Source organism: Micromonospora sp. NPDC023888 (assembly GCF_040639415.1).
In the GTDB taxonomy this organism is placed as follows: domain Bacteria; phylum Actinomycetota; class Actinomycetes; order Mycobacteriales; family Micromonosporaceae; genus Micromonospora.
This window is the reverse complement of record NZ_JBEZZW010000037.1, coordinates 21,030-37,543: the sequence shown is the minus strand read 5'-3', so window position 1 is coordinate 37,543 and position 16,514 is coordinate 21,030. Positions and strand designations below refer to the sequence as shown.

Below are 16,514 nucleotides of genomic sequence, written 5' to 3'. Positions count from 1 at the left end.
ACGGTCAGCCGGCATCACGGTGGCGGCGGACCATGCCGGCGGCCAGCGGCGCGGCGTCCAGGTCACCGGCGGCGAGCCGGGCGGCGAGGGTACGACGGACCAGCCGGTCGGCGAGCGCGGGCGCGTGCCGGCCGACGGCCATCTCCAGCCGGCCGCGCGTCGTGGTCGCCACGTCACGGGGCGCCCGTCGGGCGGTGGCGGCGCGCAGGATCGCCGCGACCACACCTTCCACCGGCTCGGGGCGGGACACTCCCCGCAGGGACAGCCCGGCCTCGGCGGTGCTGTGGTGGATGGGCGAGGCGACCATGCTCGGGTAGACGACGCTCACCCCGACGTGGGTGCCGACCTCGTGGCGCAGCGCGTCGGCGTACGCGACGAGCGCCCGTTTGCTGACTCCGTACGCGGCGGCGAGCGGGAGGGGCAGCACCGCCATCCGACTGGACACGAAGATCACCCGTCCTCGTGCGGTGAGCAGCGGTGGCAGCGCCGCGGCGGTGGTCCGCCAGGCGGCGAGCAGGTTGACCTCCAGTTGCCGGCGAACCACCTCGTCGGGTGGCAGCTCGGCGGGGGCGGGCCCACCGACCCCGGCGTTGTTGATCAGCAGGTCCAGTCCGCCGAGCCGGTCGACCGCGGTTCGCACCGCGGGTGCCACGGCGTCCGGGTCGGTCAGGTCGCAGCCGAGCACCGGCAGGTCGCCGTCGGGACGCGCGTGCAGGTCGAGCCCCACCATCTGAGCGCCGGCGTCGGTGAACGCCGCGCCGAGATGCCGGCCGAAGGTTCCGCTCGCGCCGGTCAGCAACACCCGACGGCCAGCCAGCCCGCCGGCTGTCCGAGCCCTCACCGCTGCACCCCGACCGAGGTGGCCGAACCGCCGCCACCGGTTGCGCGGGCCGCAGCGGCACCGGTCGCGCCGGAACGGGCACGGCGGGTTCCGGCGCTCAGCTCACGGGCCAGGTCGGCCAGGTAGACGTCGAAGTCCACGCGCATCGCCGGGCGGCGCTGGCCCCAGCGGGCGGTCGCGGCCCGCAACTCGGCCCGGCACGCGGCCCGCTGTCGGTCCGGGTCCGGCAGCGCGTACCGGCCGGCGAGGTGCGCGGCGATCAGCTTGGCCTGCGCCTCGACCAGGGGGAACGCGCTTCCGGTGGACTGCATCAGCCCGACGAAGCTCAGGCCGGGGGCGTCGGTGTGGAACACGTGCCGGTACAGCGGCAGGGTGTCGGCGCCACCGCCGAGCAGCGCCGGGTCGAGGAACGGGATCTCCACCCGGTAGCCGGTGCACCAGATGATCAGATCGACGCGGTCGCTGCGGCCGTCGGTGAACTCGACCCGGTCGCCGTCGAGGGCGGCGACGCCGGGTCGGGCCTCGACGTCACCGTGGGTCAGCCGGGACAGCAGCCCGTCGGAGAGCGTCGGGTGATCCTGCAGGAAGCCGTGCGTCGGCGCGGGCAGCCCGTATCGGGCGGGACTGCCCACGGCGGCGCTCAGCGTCGCCTGGCTGATGCGTTGGCGCAGTCGCCACGGCAGCCGGCGGGCCAGGGCCCCGTTCAGGGTGTCCGAGGGGCGGCCCAGCAGGTACTTCGGCACCACCCAGACGCCCCGGCGCAGCGACAGCAGGGTGCGGGTGGCGGCGTACGAGGCGTCCACCGCGATGTCCATCGCGGAGTTGCCGCCGCCGACGACCAGGACCCTCCTGCCGGCGAGTTGCTCCGGGCCCCGGTAGTCGTGGCTGTGGAGCTGCTCGGCGGTGCACCTGCCGGGGTACGGCGGGTCGGGCAGCCGGGGCACCCGGTTGTGCCCGTTGGCGACGACCACGGCGTCGACGGTGACGGTGACCGGCCCGTCCGGTCCGCTGGCGGCGACCGTCCAGGTGCCGGTCGGGTCCTGGATGACCCGCTCGACGGTGTGCCGCAGCCGGATGTCCTCGCTCAGCCCGAAGCGGTCGGCGTAGTCGGCGAGGTAGCCGGCGACCCGGCGGTGGTCGGGGTAGTCGGGCCAGTCGGTGGGCATCGGGTGGTCGGCGAACTGGGTGCGCCCCCGGCTGGTGTTCAGATGCAGCGTGCGGTACGCGGGCGAGTCGGGCGCCCCGTACACCCAGAGGCCGCCGACCTGGTCGCCGGCCTCGAAGCCGATCGCCGGCACCGCGGCGTCGCGCAGTGCCTTGACGGCGGCGAGCCCGGCCGCGCCAGCGCCGATCACCGCCACCTGAGGTGGTACGCCCATCGCCGCCCCCACTTAATCCAACGTCTGATGGATAATCGTCGGGCGGCGGCGACGCGTCAAGGGGTCGACGGCCCGTACAACCCGTCGAGCAGGCGATGCACGAACGCCCGGAACTCACGCCGCTCCCGCGCGCCCGGCGTGCCCGCGGCCAGTGCCACCACGTGCCCGTGGGTCGCCCACACCAGGCTGCGGACGGTGATGTGCGGGGTGGGTTCCACCAGCGCCCCGGCCGCCGCCGCGGCGGTGAGCAACTCCGCGACCAGCCGGTACAACGGTTCGGCGTAGCGCGTGTCGAGGTCGGCGTGCCGGCGCGGCTCCAGCCAGCGGCGCAGCCACAGCGCGGTGGTCTCCGGGCGGTCCTCCAGGAAGTCGACGAAGACGTCGACCAGCTCGTGCAGGGCGCGCCGGGCGGCGTCCGGCCCCGCGTCGAGGGCCGCGCGGGCCTGCTCGGCGGCCCGGGTGAGCACCTCCTGCTCGGCGGCGAAGACCCGGGCGAAGCAGGCGTCGTAGAGCGCCGCCTTCGTACCCGTGTGGTGCGCGACAGTGGCGACGTCGACCCCGGCGGCGGCGGCGACCTCCCGCAACCCGACGGCGTCGAAGCCACGCTCGGCGAACAGCGCGGTCGCCGCGGTGAGCACCACCTCGCGGGTGGGCCGGGTCTCGTCGCGGCGGGGCCGACCGGGACGGCGTCGGGGCATGGTCATGCCCGCCATTCTGCCCCTAGAATCCAGCAACCGTTGGATTACCGAGAGGGTGCGGCGATGACCGGGCTCGACCGGCGGCCGGTGGCCGCCACCGACGCGACGCTTGCCCGCGGCCCCCTCGCCGGCTTCGCGGCCGGCTCGCTCGGCATGGGTGTCTGGGTGACAGTGCCCGGCCTGCTGCTGCTGTACTTCCTCACCGACGTGCTGGCGGTCGGCCCGTGGCTGGCCGGTCTGGCGCTGCTGCTGCCGAAGATCGCCGACGTGCTGCTGCACCCCTGGGTGGGGCACCGCGCCGACGTCGAGCAGACCCGCCGGGGCGACAGGCGTCGCCTGCTGCTGCTCGGCTGCGCGCTGCCGGTCGCGTTCGCCGCGCTCTTCGCGGTGCCCGGCGGGCTGACCGGCGGGCCGGCGGCCGCGTGGGTGGCGGTGTTCTTCGTCGCCGGCAACCTGCTCTTCGCCGCCTACCAGGTCCCCTACCTGTCCACCCCGGCCGACCTGCGGATCGGTTATGACGAACGCACCCGGCTGATGGCGTTCCGGATGGTCGTGCTGACCCTGGGCATCCTGCTCTCCGGGTTGCTGGCCCCGCTGCTCACCGGCGGTGACACCGCGACCCGGGGCGGCTACCAACGGATGGGCGTGATCCTCGCCGTCGGCATGCTGGCCGCCATGCTGATCGGTGTCGCCGGCATCGCCCGGCTGCGCGGCGGCGCGGCGGACCCCACCCCGGCCGGGCACGGCGGGTGGCGGGCACTGCGCACCGCGCTTCGCGACCGACAGTTCCGCTGGCTGGTGACCGCGTACCTGTCCATGTCCACCGCCACCCACCTGGTGCTCGCCGGGGTGCCCTACTACGCCGAGTACGAGCTGCGCGCACCCGGACTCACCACCGTGCTGGTGGCCGCGTTCGTGGCCCCGGCGCTGCTGGTGACCCCCGCCTGGCTGGTGGTGGCGCGCCGCGTCGGTAAGCAGCGGGCGTTGCTCGGCGCGCAGGCAGCGTTCGCCCTCGGCTCGCTGGTGCTCGCGGTGGGCCGCCCGGCCGGACTGCCGGTGCTGATCGGCGCGGTGGCGGTGCTCGGGGTGGCGTTCGCCGGTATGCAACTGCTGCCCTTCTCGATGCTGCCCGACGTGATCCGCGCCGCCGCCACCGACGTCGCGGCGGACGGGACCGTCACCGGTGCCGGCACCTACACCGGGGTGTGGACGGCCACCGAGGCCACCGGCGCGGCCCTGGGCCCGTACGCGTACGCGCTGTGCCTGGCCGTTGGTGGTTTCGTGGCCTCGACGGCCGGTGAGTCACCGGCGCAGCCCGACGGGGCGCTGGCGGCGGTCCGCTACGGCTTCGGGGTGCTGCCGGCGGTGGCGATGCTCGCGGCGCTGCTGCTGCAACGCCGCTACACCCTGGACGCGAGCGCCCGCGCCGCGAGCTGACCCCGGCGCGGCACTAGACTGCCACCTCGATGGACGCCCAGCCCACCACCACTGAGACCCGCCCGTGCGCCCACTGTGGACAGCCGGTGCCGCAGCGTGTCGGCGCGGGCCGACCGTTTCGCTACTGCCGGGACAACGACGGCGCCTGCCAGCGAGCCTCCCGCAACAGCCGGATGCGCCACCGCAACGCCCCCGGCCTGCCCGGGCAGGTGGCCCGCACCTGGGAGGCGGTGGACCGTCTCGACCAGATCGTCGAGACGTTGACCGAGTCCCTGCACGCCGAGTTGTCCCCGGTGGGTGTGCAGCGCCAGATCGCCCAGGCTCGCGCGGAGGCGGCCACCGAGGTCGCGGCGGCGCAGACCGAACGCGACGAGGCCCGCGACGACGCCGAAACCGCCGCCGCCGACGCGGCGCGTGCCCGTGAGCAGGCCCGCACGGCTCGCGCCGAGGCCGACGAGGCCCGGCGACGCGCCGAGCAGGCCCAGCAGCGCGCCACCGCCGCCGACGAACGGGCGAGCCACGCCGAGGCCGCCCGCGACCAGGCCCGCCACGACGTCAGTGCCGCCGAGGCGTTGCGCGCCCAGGCCGAACGCGACCGGGACCAGGCCCGCGTCGAGGTGCGGGACCTGCGCGCGCAACGCGACGCCGAGCGGCAGCGGGTGGCCGACCTGACCGGCGAACGCGACGCGGTCCGCGCCGACGCCGAGCGGGCCGCCCGGGTCGCCGCCGACGCGACCGAGCGGGCCGGGCGGTGGCAGGCCGAGGTGCAGGACGTGCGACGCCAGATCGAGCAGGCCCGCGCCGACGCCGCGCGCGCCCGCGCCGAGGCCGCCGACGCCACTCGCGCCCGGGAGCAGGCCGACCGGGCCCGCGACCGCGCCCAGGTCGCCGCCCGTCAGGTCGACGACGCCCGGCAGGAGGTCGCGGAGGTGGCGGCGCGGCTGCGCGCGGAGTTGGCCGCCACCACCGCGCAACGCGACGCGCTCACCGCCGAGCTGGGCGCCGCCCGGCAGGCGGCGGCCACCGCCGAGAGCCAGGTCACCGCCCTGACGGTACGGCTCGACGCCGCCGAGACCGACCGGGACCTGGCCCAGCGGCGGGTGGCGCAGCTCGGTGACCAGGTCAGCGACCTGGCGGTGGCGCTGGCCCGGCTGGGCTCGGCGCCGACGGCCGGGGCGCAACTTTCACCGCCCCCGGGCGGTTAACCTCCCCGGTGGCAGCGGATCTTCATCCCGTTGCGACAGGCCTGGGGATCACCTGGCCGGGTGCGTGTCCCGGCCGGCTACCCTTGGTCGCGGCCCACCCGTGGACGCCTCACGCCTTCGGGCGGGAATGGCTCGACGGGAACGCACCGTTACACCCAGAAGACCAGCACCACGAACGAGGGGAAGTCGATCATGGGCGAGCGTATGCTGCGCGGAAGCCGCCTTGGCGCGGTGAGCTATGAATCCGACCGCAACACGGAGCTCGCGCCGCGTCAGACCCGCGAGTACCTCTGCGCCAAGGGCCATCAGTTCGAGGTGCCGTTCGCCGTCGACGCCGAGGTCCCGACGACCTGGGAATGCAAGTTCGACGGCAGCGTCGCCCGACTCGTCGACGGCAACGAGCCGGAGCAGAAGAAGGCCAAGCCGCCGCGTACCCACTGGGACATGCTGCTGGAGCGGCGTTCGATCGCCGAGCTGGAGGACATCCTCGAGGAGCGCCTGCAGGAGGTCCGGACCCGCCGCGGCCGCGCCTGAGCCGCACGACAAACAACGCCCCCGGGGGTCATCCCCGGGGGCGTTGTCGCGTCTGCGCGGCCTACTGGCGGCCGGGTTCGACGATCTCGCCCTCGATGGCCCGACCGCCGTCGACCACCACCGGCTGCTGCGGCTGCGGGGCCGGTTGGGGCGCACCCTGGCGCACCCGCACCGTGCGGGGGCCGAACAGATCACCGGCGACCATCGACGACACCCGCCGCTCGGTGGCACGGCGCACCCCGGCGCGGGCCAGTCGACGCACCGGCGGCACCAGCAGCAGCAACCCGATCAACCCGCTGACCAGACCGGGCACCGCCAGCAACAGGGCGCCGGCCAAACCCACAAGCCCGTCGGTCACCTGCCCGCCCGGTGGCTGCCCGGCCGCCGCGGCGGAGCGGAACCCACGCCAGGCGCGCATCCCCTCCCGGCGCAGCAGCACCAGGCCCAGCAGCGACGCCGCGAACACCAGCAGCACCGCCACCCCGAACCCCAGCGCCCGCCCGACCCCGACGAACACCGCCAACTCCAGCACCACCGCCAGCAACAGGGCCAACGGCACGAACCTCAGTCCTCGGCGCATCTCACCTCATCGCCATTCCCGCGACACCATGGGCGTGTCCCGCTCATCCAGCATGACACGGCCGCGCTCACGGCCACCGCGCCTGACCGGCGGAGGCGCCCAGCAGGCCACGGCGTACCGCCTGCCGCCGGTCCCGCACCGCCCAGGCGGTGATCCGCCACAGCGCCTCGGCCACGATCCGCGGGCTCATCTTGCTGTCCCCGCGTTCCCGTTCGGCGAAGGTGATCGGCACCTCCACGATCCGCACCCCGGCCCGGTGCGCCAGCCGGGACAACTCCACCTGGAACGAGTACCCCTGCGACGTCACCGACCCCAGGTCGATGGCGTCCAACGCGCTGATCCGGTAGACCCGGTAACCGCCCGTGGCGTCCGAAACGGGCATGCCCAGGGCGAGGCGCGCATACAGGTTGCCGCCACGCGACAGCAGCAGCCGCCGCAGCGGCCAGTTGAGCACCCGCGCCCCGCTGGTCCACCGCGACCCGATCACCACGTCGGCGTCGCGGGCGGCGTCCAGCAGCGCCGGCAGGTCCTCCGGGGCGTGCGAGCCGTCGGCGTCCATCTCCACGACCGCCTGGTAGTCGCGCTCGCGTGCCCACCCGAACCCGGCCAGATACGCCGCGCCGAGGCCCTCCTTGCCGTGGCGGTGCAGCACCTGCACGTGCGCGTCACCGTCGGCGAGGGCGTCGGCGATCGCGCCGGTGCCGTCGGGGCTGTTGTCGTCGGCGATGAGGATCTTCACCGCCGGGACGGCACGCCGGACCCGGCCCACGATCGCGGCGATGTTGTCGGCCTCGTTGTAGGTGGGGATCACCACCAGCACCCGGCCCACACCCGGCACCTCGTCCGGGCGTCGGATCGTATCGGTCGCCTGGATCACGGTTCCTCCGCTCCCGCCGGCGTACCGGCTGTTGCTATCCGGGCATGACCCGCTGCCGGCGGCGCAGCACCGCCGCGCCGACCAGGGCCGCCACGGCCAGCGCGGCGAGCGTCACCTCCGGCCACCAACCGAGGCGGGTGGCGAGGGTACGTCCGTCGTCGAGCCGCAACTGCCGCACCACGACCTCCCGGGTGTTGAACCCGGTGGCATCGCTTACCCGCCCGTCGGGTGCGACGAACCCGGACACGCCGACCGTGGACGCCATCAACGCCGGCCGCCCGTGCTCCACCGCCCGCAGCCGCACCATGGCCAACTGCTGGCGGGCCTCCGCCACGTCGAAGGTGGCGTTGTTGGTCTGCACGACGAGCAGTTGCGCGCCGCCGGTGACGGTGTCGCGGACCACGTCGTCGTAGGCGACCTCGAAGCAGATCACGTCACCGAGCACGGCCGGGCCGGCGCGTACCACGCCCGGGGTGCTTCCGGCGACGAAGTCGCTGCGGATCAGGTCGACCTGCTTGCTGACCATCCGGGCGATGTCGCGCAGCGGCACGTACTCGGCGAACGGCACCGGGTGGCGTTTGGTGTACAGCTGGTCGAGGTCCGCGCCGGTGCCGGGTCGCCACAGGATGCCCGCGTTGCGGACCTGCCCGGGGCCGGGGCCGAGCAGCACCGCCCCGACGAGGATCGGCGCGCGGACGGTGTCGGCGGCCTGGGAGATCCGCGCCCCGGCGGCCGGGTTGCGCAGCGGGTCGATGTCGCTGGAGTTCTCCGGCCACACCACCAGGTCGGGTTGACGTTCCTGACCGGCGGCGACCCGCGCGGCCAGCTCGATGGTGGCGTCGGCGTGGTTGTTGAGCACCGCCTGCCGTTGGGCGTTGAAGTCCAGGCCCAGCCGCGGCACGTTGCCCTGCACGATCGCCACGACGGTGGTGGCACCCGACCCGGTGGTGGCGACCGGCACGAGCAGGCCCCCGGCGGTCAGCGCGAGGGCCACAACGGCCGGTGCGACAGCAGAAGTCCACCACGGTGCCGGTGTGACCCCGGGCCGGCCGACAGCGTCCTGGGAGCCCTCAGCGTGCCGGGCGGCGGCCCAGCCCCGCCAGGCGGCGGTGACCAGCAACCCGCCGACGAGCGCCACCGCGAAGGTCACCAGCGGTGCGCCGCCCAGCGCGGCCAGGCGCAGCAGCGGGGAGGTGTCCTGGCTGAACGCCAACCGCCCCCACGGGAACCCACCGAACGGGGTGCGGTCGCGCAGCGCCTCCTGCCCCACCCACAGCAGCCCGGTCAGCACCGGCCACGCCCAGCGGACCCGGTCGGCCAGCGGCGACACCCAGGCGGTGGCCGACCCCAGCAGGGCCAGGTAGGCGGCCTGCAGCAGCGACAGCAGCACCCACGGCAGGTAACCGGTGTGCAGGTTCGTCCAGGCCAGCAGTGGGGCGAACAACGTCACCCCGGTCAGGAAGCCCAGGCCGGCGCCGGCGCGCAACCGTCGCCGGTGTGCGGCGGCGGCCAGCAACGCCACCCCGACCGGCGCGAGCGGCCACACCCCGTACGGGGGGAACGCCACCAGCAGGGCCAGCCCGGCGGCCACGGCCAGGGGCACGGCGACCCGCAGCGGCAGCGGTCGACCGGTCACGACGGGCCGACTCGGCGCTGCCGGGCTGTGGGCGTCGTCCCGGTCCAGAATCGTCACCGCTTCACCTCGATCACGGGGCGAAGGCTACCTGGCTGGCCGGCGATCCGAGCGCATCGGGCCGGCGGGCACACACCGCCCAGCGACAATGAAATCGGGGCGCGGCTCGCGCCGCGCCCCGATGCTCCCAGGCCCTTCCCGGCCGGTGTGGCGAGGATGGGGCACGACGACCTTCGGACCGACCGGACGTGGACTGGCTGCCCCCGCCGGGCCGTTGTCTACTGGCCGTGCACCTCACCCTGCCCGTACACCGGTAACCGCGGCCGGTTCGCGCCGCCCCGCCGACCCCCGCCCGCTGGACCTGGCCGCCGCGACGATGACGCTGAAACATGTCGCTCGGCCAGCGGACGAGAGGACGAAGCGAACAACAGCCGCTTCCCGTGGTAGGACTCAAAGACGGTACGTGCCGACCCCCGTCGGTTGTCAACCCACCCCCGGCCTGTCGTGTGTTGCGCCACGGCGTGTCGGGTCGGCGAGTCTCAATGGGTGCGCAGTTGGTGGCGCAGCAGGGCCGCCGCCGCCGCCCGGTGTTCCTCGGCGAGCAACCCTCCGGCGGCCAGCACGTAGTCGGCGTCGACGACCGTGGCGGCGGCGCGGGGCAACGCCCACCCGCCGGCGTGATCGGCCAGGACCGCCGCCAACACCTGCCCGGACGTGTCCGTCGGCGCGTGCCGCAGCACCCCACCGGAACCCACGAGCAGCCGCACGTCGCGCAGGTCCCGCCCGGCTCGTTCGCCGGTGGCGGCGCCCCGGGCGTGCCGGCGCAACGCCACAGTCGCCGCGAGGGTGGCGATGCGGGCGTCGACGGCCCGCTCGACGCCGTCGACGGCCAGGAACGCCGGGTCGGCGGCACGGCGCGCCGCGGCGGCGCCCAGCTCGTCGGACTCGTCGGCGGTGAGCAGCCGCTCCTCGGCGGCGGCCCGCACCACCCCGGGGGCGCTCCACCGCATGCCCAGGTCACCCTCCACGGTGCGGGCCCGCCACAGGTTCCCGGCGACCTCCCGCCCCGGCCCGGTGGCCCGCTCGTCGGGGGTGAGCACCGAGTACACGTCGGTGGTGGCGCCACCCACGTCGACCACGGCCAGGTCACCACCGAGGGTGTCGGCGAGCACCTCCACACCGGTGAGCACCACGTCGGGGGTGGCCGCCCGCACCAGCCGCGCGAACCGGGTGCCCCTCGACAGTCGTTTCCCCCCGATGACGTGGCGCAGGAACACCGCGCGGATCGCCGCCCGCGCCGAGCCCGGGGCGAGGACCCCGATGCGGGGCAGGACGTTCTCCGCGCCCGTCACCGGCACCCCGGCGGCCTCCAGCAGCCCGGTCAGCTCCGCGCGGGCGTCGGCGTTGCCCGCGTACACCACCGGGACCCGCCACCGGGCCCGGGCCAGCCGGGTCGCGTTGTGGGTGATCGTCTCGGCGTCACCGCCGTCGGTGCCACCGACGAGCAGCACCACGTCGCATCGGGCCGCCCGCAACGCCGCCAGGTCCGCCGCACCGAGCCGACCGGCCGCCACATGCACCACGTGCGCCCCGGCGGACAACCCGACCCGCCGGCCCGCCTGCGCGGTGACGAGCGGCTCGTAGCCGATCACCGCCAGCCGCAGCCCACCACCGGCCGACGAGCACACGTACCACGGCGCGTCGCGCACACCCAGCCCGGCGGTGGCCGCCGCGACCGCGGCGTCCAGGCCGTGCAGCACGTCGGTGCCCACCGTGGTCGGCGCGGCCGCCGCGCCGACCAGCACACCGGCGCCCAGGTCCACCACCGCCACCTTGGTGTACGTGGACCCGACGTCCGCGCAGACCGCCAGGCTCACGACGCGGCGGGAACGACCACGGTGCCGGTCGCGGTGACCGCCACGATCGGCGGGTCGAGGACCTCCGCGGCGGACTCGGAGCGATCCGGGCGACCCCGGCACACCACGACGCAGGACAACTCGAGGGTGCGGCTGCGGGTGCCGACCCGCGACACCTGCGCGGTCACCTCCACCACGTCACCGGCCCGGATCGGGGCGCTGAACCGCACATCGGCGTACCCGGCGAACAGACCCTCGTCGCCGTCGGTACGGATGCACACCTCCGTGGCGACGTCCCCGAACAGGGCCAGGGCGTACGCCCCGTCGACGAGGTTGCCGGCGTAGTGGGCGTGCGAGTACGGCACATACCGCCGGTGCGTCACCGTCAACCCCAGCCGTGCGTCGGTCATGCCATCGCCTTCCGTTGCGTGATCAGGGCGTGCACGAGGTAGCTGGCCACCTCACCGGGGGTGGTGCCCCGACCGAAGATCCGGTCCACGCCCAACTCGTCGGTCATCGTCTCGTCGAACCGGGGCCCGCCCACGATCAGCAGCGGCCGCCGTCCCGCCGGCATCGCCTCCCGGAACGCCGCCGACATCTCCCGGGTGTTGTGCAGGTGCGCGTCGCGTTGGGTGACCACCTGCGACACCAGCACCGCGTCGGCCTTCTCCGCCCGGGCGGTCTCCACCAGCTCCGGCACGCTGACCTGCGCGCCCATGTTGGTGACCTTCAACTCCCGGTAGTACTCCAGGCCCTTCTCCCCCGCGATGCCCTTGACGTTGAGGATCGCGTCGATGCCCACGGTGTGCGCGTCGGTGCCGATACACGCCCCGACCACCGACAGCTTGCGCCGCAACCGCTGCTTGATCACCGTGTTGACGTCCTTCGCCGACAGCAACGCGAAGTCGCGTTCCACCACCTGCACCGCGTTGAGGTCGACCAGGTGGTTGACCCGCCCGTAGACCACGAAGAACGTGAACCCGTCACCCATCGGCTTGGCGTGCACCACCATCGCCGGGTCGATGCCCATCTTGTTGGCCAACTGCACCGCCGCGCCCTCGGCCCGCTTGTCGTGCGCCACCGGCAGCGTGAACGACACCTGCACCATCCCGTCACCGGTGGTGTCCCCGTACGGCCGCACGATCTGCTTGCTCACGCCGCCGCCTCCAGGATGTCGGTGGCCGGGTTGCAGTAGTCCGCCTCGTGCGCGGCCACCCCGGCCAGGCCCTTACCCCGGTCCGCGGGCCGCTTCATGATCCCGAACGTGCCCTCGGCGATGGCCGTGAGCAACGTCTGCTCCCCGATGCGCTCCAACAGGTCCAGCGCCTCACCGAGGACCTGGTTGGCCCGCCGGCGGATGAACCCGCCCGGCGCCGGCACGAAGTCCTCGTGCAACCCACCGGCCGCGCCCAGCACGTACCGCACGTTCTGCAACGCGATGTCCCGGTCGGACAACCACGGCGTCACCACCGCCTCGGTCATCATCCCCACCAGCAGGATCCCCTGACCGGTCAGCGCGCCCGCCAGGTTGAAGAACCCGTCGAGCAGGTTGCCCCGGAACACGTCACCGGTCATGTGCTTCGTCGGTGGCATCCACTTCAGCGGCGCGTCGGGGAACAACTCCCGGGCCAGCAGGGCGTGCGCCAACTCCAGGCGGAACGACTCCGGCACCTCCGGGTTGATCTCGAACGCGTGCCCCAGCCCCAACTGCCAGTCCGCCAACCCCGCCTCGTGGGCGAAGAACTCGTTGAGCAACTGCGACACCGTCACCGTGTGCGCCTCGTCGACGGCGTCGGCGGTGGTCAGGTAGTTGTCCTCACCGGTGTTGATGATGATCCCGGCGCGGGCGTGCACCTGCCGGGAGAACCGCTGGTCGACGAACGTGCGCACCGGGTTGATGTCGCGGAACAGGATCCCGTACATCGAGTCGTTGAGCATCATGTCCAGGCGTTCCAGCCCGGCCAGGGTCGCCATCTCCGGCATGCACAACCCGGACGCGTAGTTGGTCAACCGCACGTAGCGGCCCACCTCCCTCGACGACTCGTCCAACGCCGCGCGCATCAGCCGGAAGTTCTCCTGCGTGGCGTACGTGCCGGCGAACCCCTCCCGGGTCGCGCCCTCGGGCACGTAGTCCAGCAGCGACTGCCCGGTGGAGCGGATCACCGCGATCACGTCCGCGCCCGCCCGCGCCGCCGCCTGCGCCTGCGGAATGTCCTCGTAGATGTCCCCGGTCGCGACGATCAGGTAGATCCACGGCCGCTGCAACGGGTCACCGTGCCGCTTGATGAGCCGGTCCCGTTCGGCGCGCCGCCGGTCGATGCGCCGGATCCCCGCGCCGACCGCCCTGCGGGCCGCCGACCGGGCCGTCGTCGCGGCCCGCCCGGTGGGCAGCGCGAAGCGCACCGACCCGGCGGCGGCCTTCTGCGCCAGCAACGTCACATCCGTGATTCCCTCACGGGCGAGGGCGTCGAACACCGGCACCGCCACCCCGTGACCCAACCCCACGTCCGCGGCGACCGCGTCGACGAGCCGGTTCACCCACGGAATGCCGTCCGGGTCGGCACCGGTCACCCCGGCCAGTCGCAGCACCGCGCGCTCCACCGACACCGTGGTGTGGCTGCGCGCCAGGTCCACCACCGGCTGCCCGGCCCGACGCGCCAACTCCCGCGCCCGCGCCACCAGCACCGGATCAAGATCAAGCTTTCCGGTCATGATGACCCTTCCTCGTAGATGACCTCACCGCGCAGCACCAGCCGCCGACACACCGGCAGCGGCGTCGGGTCGTCCGGACCCCGCATCTCCGGGTCTTCGGCCTGCAACACCGGCAGACCTCGCTCCACCCCCGCCGGCGTCGACCACACCGCGAACGTCGCCGGCGCACCCAACGCGAGGACCCCCTCGACGTCCAGGTGCACCGCCCGCCACCCACCCCGGGTGTGCGCGGCGAACGCCGCCCGCACACTCATCCGCTGCGCCGGGTTGTGGTGCGCCGCCGCCGCCCGCACCGACCCCCAGGGGTCCAGCGGCGTCACCGGCGAATCCGACCCGAACGCCAACGCCACCCCCACCGAGTGCATCGCACCCATCGGGTTCGACTCCAACGACCGGTCCAACCCCAACCGCGACTCGTACATCCGGCCCGCGCCACCCCACAGCCGGTCGAACGCCGGCTGCATGCTCGCCACGACTCCGTACTCCACGAACTTGGCGATCAACCGCTTGTTCATGATCTCCGCGTGTTCGATGCGGTGCCGGGCCGCCCGCAGCCGCTCCACCCCCAGCGACTCCGCCGCCGCGGCGAACCCGTCCAGGACGGTGCCGATCGCCGCGTCACCGATGGCGTGGAACCCGCCCTGCAGGCCGTGCGCCGCGCAGTCCAGCAGGTGATCCCGCACCTGTTCCGCGGTCAGGTACCCGTGCCCGCAACCGTCACCGTCGCCGTACGCCTGCGACACGTGCGCCGTCCGCGACCCCAACGCGCCATCGGCGAACAGGTCACCACCGGCACCCACCGCACCCAACTCCCGGGCCCGCGCCGCGCCACCCAACTCACCCCAGTACCCGTACACCTCCGGCAACCCCGCACCCGAGATGCCCAGCAGCCCGGTGAAGTCCTCCTCGTCGGAGATCTCCGGACCACCACACTCGTGCACCGCCGCGATCCCCAACGACGCCGCGTGCGACAGGGCCACCCGCTGCGCGGCGACCCGCTGCGCCCGACTCACCGACCCCTGCGCCGCCGCCCGCACCACGTGATGCGCGTCCCGCCGCAACCACCCCGACGCGTCGTACCCCACCGCCCCGACCACCTCCGGGCACGCCGCCAGCAACGCCGACGACACCAACGCCGAGTGCAGCGACGCCTGCGACAGATACACCCGCCGACCACCCGCCGCCCGGCCCACCGCCGCCGCGTCCGGCAACGTCGCATCCGGCCAGCCCGACTCGTCCCAGCCGTGCCCCAGCACCACCGCGTCCGCCGGCAGACCCGCCGCGAACCCGGCCACCGCGTCCAGCAACTGCGCAGCCGTCCGCACCCCGGCCAGGTCCAGCCCGGACAACGCCAACCCGGTGTCGGTGGCGTGCACGTGCGCGTCGACGAACGCCGGCGTCACCAACGCCCCACCCAGATCCACCACCTTCTCGGCCGGCGGCGCGTCACCGTCGGTCCCCAACCAGGTGATCCGCCCACCGGACACCAGCAGCGCGGTGGCGCTCGGGTCGGCAGGACAGTGCAACACGCCGCCGCGGTACAACGTCGAGGGGTTCGTCATGACCTCAGTCTGCCGCGATCCGCGCCGCGAACAGCCGACGCACCCCCGGCTCGGCCCGCAACAGGCCCAGCGCCAACTCCGCGTGCCCCGGCACGTACCCGTTGCCCACCAGCATCGTCACGTCCGCGGCCAACCCCTCCGCGCCCAACGCCGCCGCGGAGAAGCTCGTCGCCATCGAGAAAAAGATCACCGTGCCGCCGTCCGCGGTGGCCAACACCGCACCGTGCTCACACCCCGGCACGTCCACGCAGACCACAGTGACGTCCGCCGGCGCGCCCAACGCGGTGGTCACCGCCGTGGACAACCCCACCGGGTCCCGCGCGTCGGCCAACGCCACCACCGACGCCAGACCGGCGGCCGTCAGCGCGTCGCGCTCCGCCGCCACCGGCACCACCCCGACGGTACGCGCGGCACCAGCCCGCCGCGCCGCCGCGAGCGACAGCGATCCGCTCTTGCCCGCCCCACCGATCACCGCGACCCGCACCGGCGTCGGGTCACCCGTGCGAGCGCGCTCCTCGACGTAACGCGACACCACCCGGGCCGTCAGCGCGGGCGCCCCGCACACGTCCAGCACGGCGAGGGACAACTGCGGGTCCTCGTCGTCGGGCAGCACCGCGGCGATGGACCGCGCGAACAGGATCGCCCACCCGTCGCACGGCACCTGCTCGCTGCGCCCGTCCCAGCGGGCCAACCCGTCGGTGATCACCAGGGGCGTCAACGTCAACGACACCAGGGTCGCGACCCGCTCGCCCGCCTTGAGCCCGAGCGGGGACCGCCGACCGGCCTCCTCGACCGTGCCGATCAGCATCCCACCGGACCCGGTCACCGGGTTCTGCATCTTCCCCCGCGTGGAAATGATCTCCAGGACCTCGGCGCGGACCGCGTCACCGTCACCGCCGTGCTTCTCCGACAACTGCCGGAAGCTCGCCGCGTCCAGGTTGAGCCGCTGCACCCGGATCCGCACCTCGTTGGGCGCGATCGCCGCCGACGCATCCAGCCGCCAGGCCGCCTGCGGCAGCACTCCCGCCGGTTGTACGACGCGGTGCAGTCCCACCGGTGACGTCACGCCCAACCTCCCCCTGCCGCCGCTCGAAGCCCCGGTCAAGGCTCGCGTAACGGGAAAACTTACGGCAGACTAATTTCTTCGCCGAATATTTTCCAGTAGCCTTCGGGCTCCGATGATCAGCCGCACCACCGAGG

The 16,514-nt window shown here is 74.1% G+C and carries 15 protein-coding genes; 3 read left to right on the top strand and 12 right to left on the bottom strand.

Going from position 1 to position 16,514, the window contains the following annotated elements; genetic code table 11:
- Positions 1-4: 4 nt before the first annotated feature.
- From AB0F61_RS27080 to AB0F61_RS27070, 3 genes are read right to left on the bottom strand one after another with little or no spacing between them, the layout of a single operon-like run.
- Positions 5-841: an SDR family NAD(P)-dependent oxidoreductase gene (locus AB0F61_RS27080; protein WP_357814964.1), complete on the bottom strand. Its 837-nt coding sequence runs from the start codon at positions 839-841 to the stop codon at positions 5-7.
- A complete protein-coding gene (locus tag AB0F61_RS27075; RefSeq protein ID WP_357814961.1) occupies positions 838-2,220 on the bottom strand; it encodes an NAD(P)-binding domain-containing protein in 1,383 nt (460 codons plus the stop codon). Before AB0F61_RS27075 ends, AB0F61_RS27080 begins: the two co-directional genes overlap by 4 nt.
- A gap of 56 nt (positions 2,221-2,276) precedes the next feature.
- The gene (locus AB0F61_RS27070; protein WP_357814958.1) at positions 2,277-2,924 is read right to left on the bottom strand and encodes a TetR/AcrR family transcriptional regulator; all 648 of its coding nucleotides are present in this window, start codon (positions 2,922-2,924) and stop codon (positions 2,277-2,279) included.
- Positions 2,925-2,981: 57 nt separating this feature from the next.
- Here AB0F61_RS27070 and AB0F61_RS27065 point away from each other — a divergent pair, with 57 nt between their 5' ends.
- The 3 genes from AB0F61_RS27065 (at position 2,982) to AB0F61_RS27055 (ending at position 6,094) form a co-directional block, all read left to right on the top strand.
- Entirely contained in the window at positions 2,982-4,355 is a 1,374-nt protein-coding gene (locus AB0F61_RS27065; RefSeq protein ID WP_357814955.1) for an MFS transporter, read from the top strand.
- Positions 4,356-4,384: 29 nt separating this feature from the next.
- A complete protein-coding gene (locus AB0F61_RS27060) occupies positions 4,385-5,560 on the top strand; it encodes a hypothetical protein (RefSeq protein ID WP_357814952.1) in 1,176 nt (391 codons plus the stop codon).
- Between the two features lie 192 nt (positions 5,561-5,752).
- Positions 5,753-6,094 carry an RNA polymerase-binding protein RbpA gene (locus AB0F61_RS27055; protein WP_091398247.1) on the top strand — a complete coding sequence of 114 codons (342 nt, stop codon included), beginning with the start codon at positions 5,753-5,755 and terminating at the stop codon, positions 6,092-6,094.
- A 61-nt stretch (positions 6,095-6,155) separates the two neighbouring features.
- Here the strand turns inward: AB0F61_RS27055 and AB0F61_RS27050 are convergent, their stop codons facing one another.
- From AB0F61_RS27050 to AB0F61_RS27010, 9 genes are all read right to left on the bottom strand, one after another.
- A complete protein-coding gene (locus AB0F61_RS27050; RefSeq protein ID WP_357814948.1) occupies positions 6,156-6,674 on the bottom strand; it encodes an FxsA family protein in 519 nt (172 codons plus the stop codon).
- Positions 6,675-6,741: 67 nt separating this feature from the next.
- A complete protein-coding gene (locus AB0F61_RS27045) occupies positions 6,742-7,551 on the bottom strand; it encodes a polyprenol monophosphomannose synthase (RefSeq protein ID WP_357814945.1) in 810 nt (269 codons plus the stop codon).
- A gap of 34 nt (positions 7,552-7,585) precedes the next feature.
- Positions 7,586-9,187 (bottom strand): apolipoprotein N-acyltransferase, encoded by a 1,602-nt coding sequence (lnt, locus tag AB0F61_RS27040; RefSeq protein ID WP_357815073.1) that lies wholly within the window; start codon positions 9,185-9,187, stop codon positions 7,586-7,588.
- Positions 9,188-9,723: 536 nt separating this feature from the next.
- Positions 9,724-11,061, bottom strand: coding sequence for a glutamate mutase L (locus tag AB0F61_RS27035; RefSeq protein ID WP_357814942.1), 1,338 nt, complete (start codon positions 11,059-11,061; stop codon positions 9,724-9,726).
- A complete protein-coding gene (locus AB0F61_RS27030; RefSeq protein ID WP_357814941.1) occupies positions 11,058-11,450 on the bottom strand; it encodes a hotdog domain-containing protein in 393 nt (130 codons plus the stop codon). Before AB0F61_RS27030 ends, AB0F61_RS27035 begins: the two co-directional genes overlap by 4 nt.
- A complete protein-coding gene (locus AB0F61_RS27025) occupies positions 11,447-12,196 on the bottom strand; it encodes an OAM dimerization domain-containing protein (protein ID WP_357814938.1) in 750 nt (249 codons plus the stop codon). The genes AB0F61_RS27030 and AB0F61_RS27025 overlap by 4 nt, the downstream gene beginning before the upstream one ends.
- Positions 12,193-13,752, bottom strand: coding sequence for a lysine 5,6-aminomutase subunit alpha (locus AB0F61_RS27020; protein ID WP_357814935.1), 1,560 nt, complete (start codon positions 13,750-13,752; stop codon positions 12,193-12,195). Before AB0F61_RS27020 ends, AB0F61_RS27025 begins: the two co-directional genes overlap by 4 nt.
- Positions 13,749-15,314, bottom strand: coding sequence for an amidohydrolase family protein (locus AB0F61_RS27015; RefSeq protein WP_357814932.1), 1,566 nt, complete (start codon positions 15,312-15,314; stop codon positions 13,749-13,751). The genes AB0F61_RS27020 and AB0F61_RS27015 overlap by 4 nt, the downstream gene beginning before the upstream one ends.
- A 4-nt stretch (positions 15,315-15,318) precedes the next feature.
- On the bottom strand, positions 15,319-16,368 hold the full coding sequence (locus AB0F61_RS27010) for a zinc-binding alcohol dehydrogenase (RefSeq protein ID WP_357815071.1): 1,050 nt from the start codon (positions 16,366-16,368) through the stop codon (positions 15,319-15,321).
- Between the last annotated feature and the right edge of the window lie 146 nt (positions 16,369-16,514).

Excerpts from the sequence above, each read along its gene's own strand:
- AB0F61_RS27075 (WP_357814961.1), bottom strand. The coding sequence starts at position 2,220 with ATGGGCGTACCACCTCAGGTGGCGGTGATCGGCGCTGGCGCGGCCGGG.
- AB0F61_RS27070 (WP_357814958.1), bottom strand. The coding sequence starts at position 2,924 with ATGACCATGCCCCGACGCCGTCCCGGTCGGCCCCGCCGCGACGAGACC.
- AB0F61_RS27065 (WP_357814955.1), top strand. The coding sequence starts at position 2,982 with ATGACCGGGCTCGACCGGCGGCCGGTGGCCGCCACCGACGCGACGCTT.
- AB0F61_RS27060 (WP_357814952.1), top strand. The coding sequence starts at position 4,385 with ATGGACGCCCAGCCCACCACCACTGAGACCCGCCCGTGCGCCCACTGT.
- AB0F61_RS27055 (WP_091398247.1), top strand. The coding sequence starts at position 5,753 with ATGGGCGAGCGTATGCTGCGCGGAAGCCGCCTTGGCGCGGTGAGCTAT.
- AB0F61_RS27050 (WP_357814948.1), bottom strand. The coding sequence starts at position 6,674 with ATGCGCCGAGGACTGAGGTTCGTGCCGTTGGCCCTGTTGCTGGCGGTG.
- AB0F61_RS27030 (WP_357814941.1), bottom strand. The coding sequence starts at position 11,450 with ATGACCGACGCACGGCTGGGGTTGACGGTGACGCACCGGCGGTATGTG.
- AB0F61_RS27020 (WP_357814935.1), bottom strand. The coding sequence starts at position 13,752 with ATGACCGGAAAGCTTGATCTTGATCCGGTGCTGGTGGCGCGGGCGCGG.
- AB0F61_RS27015 (WP_357814932.1), bottom strand. The coding sequence starts at position 15,314 with ATGACGAACCCCTCGACGTTGTACCGCGGCGGCGTGTTGCACTGTCCT.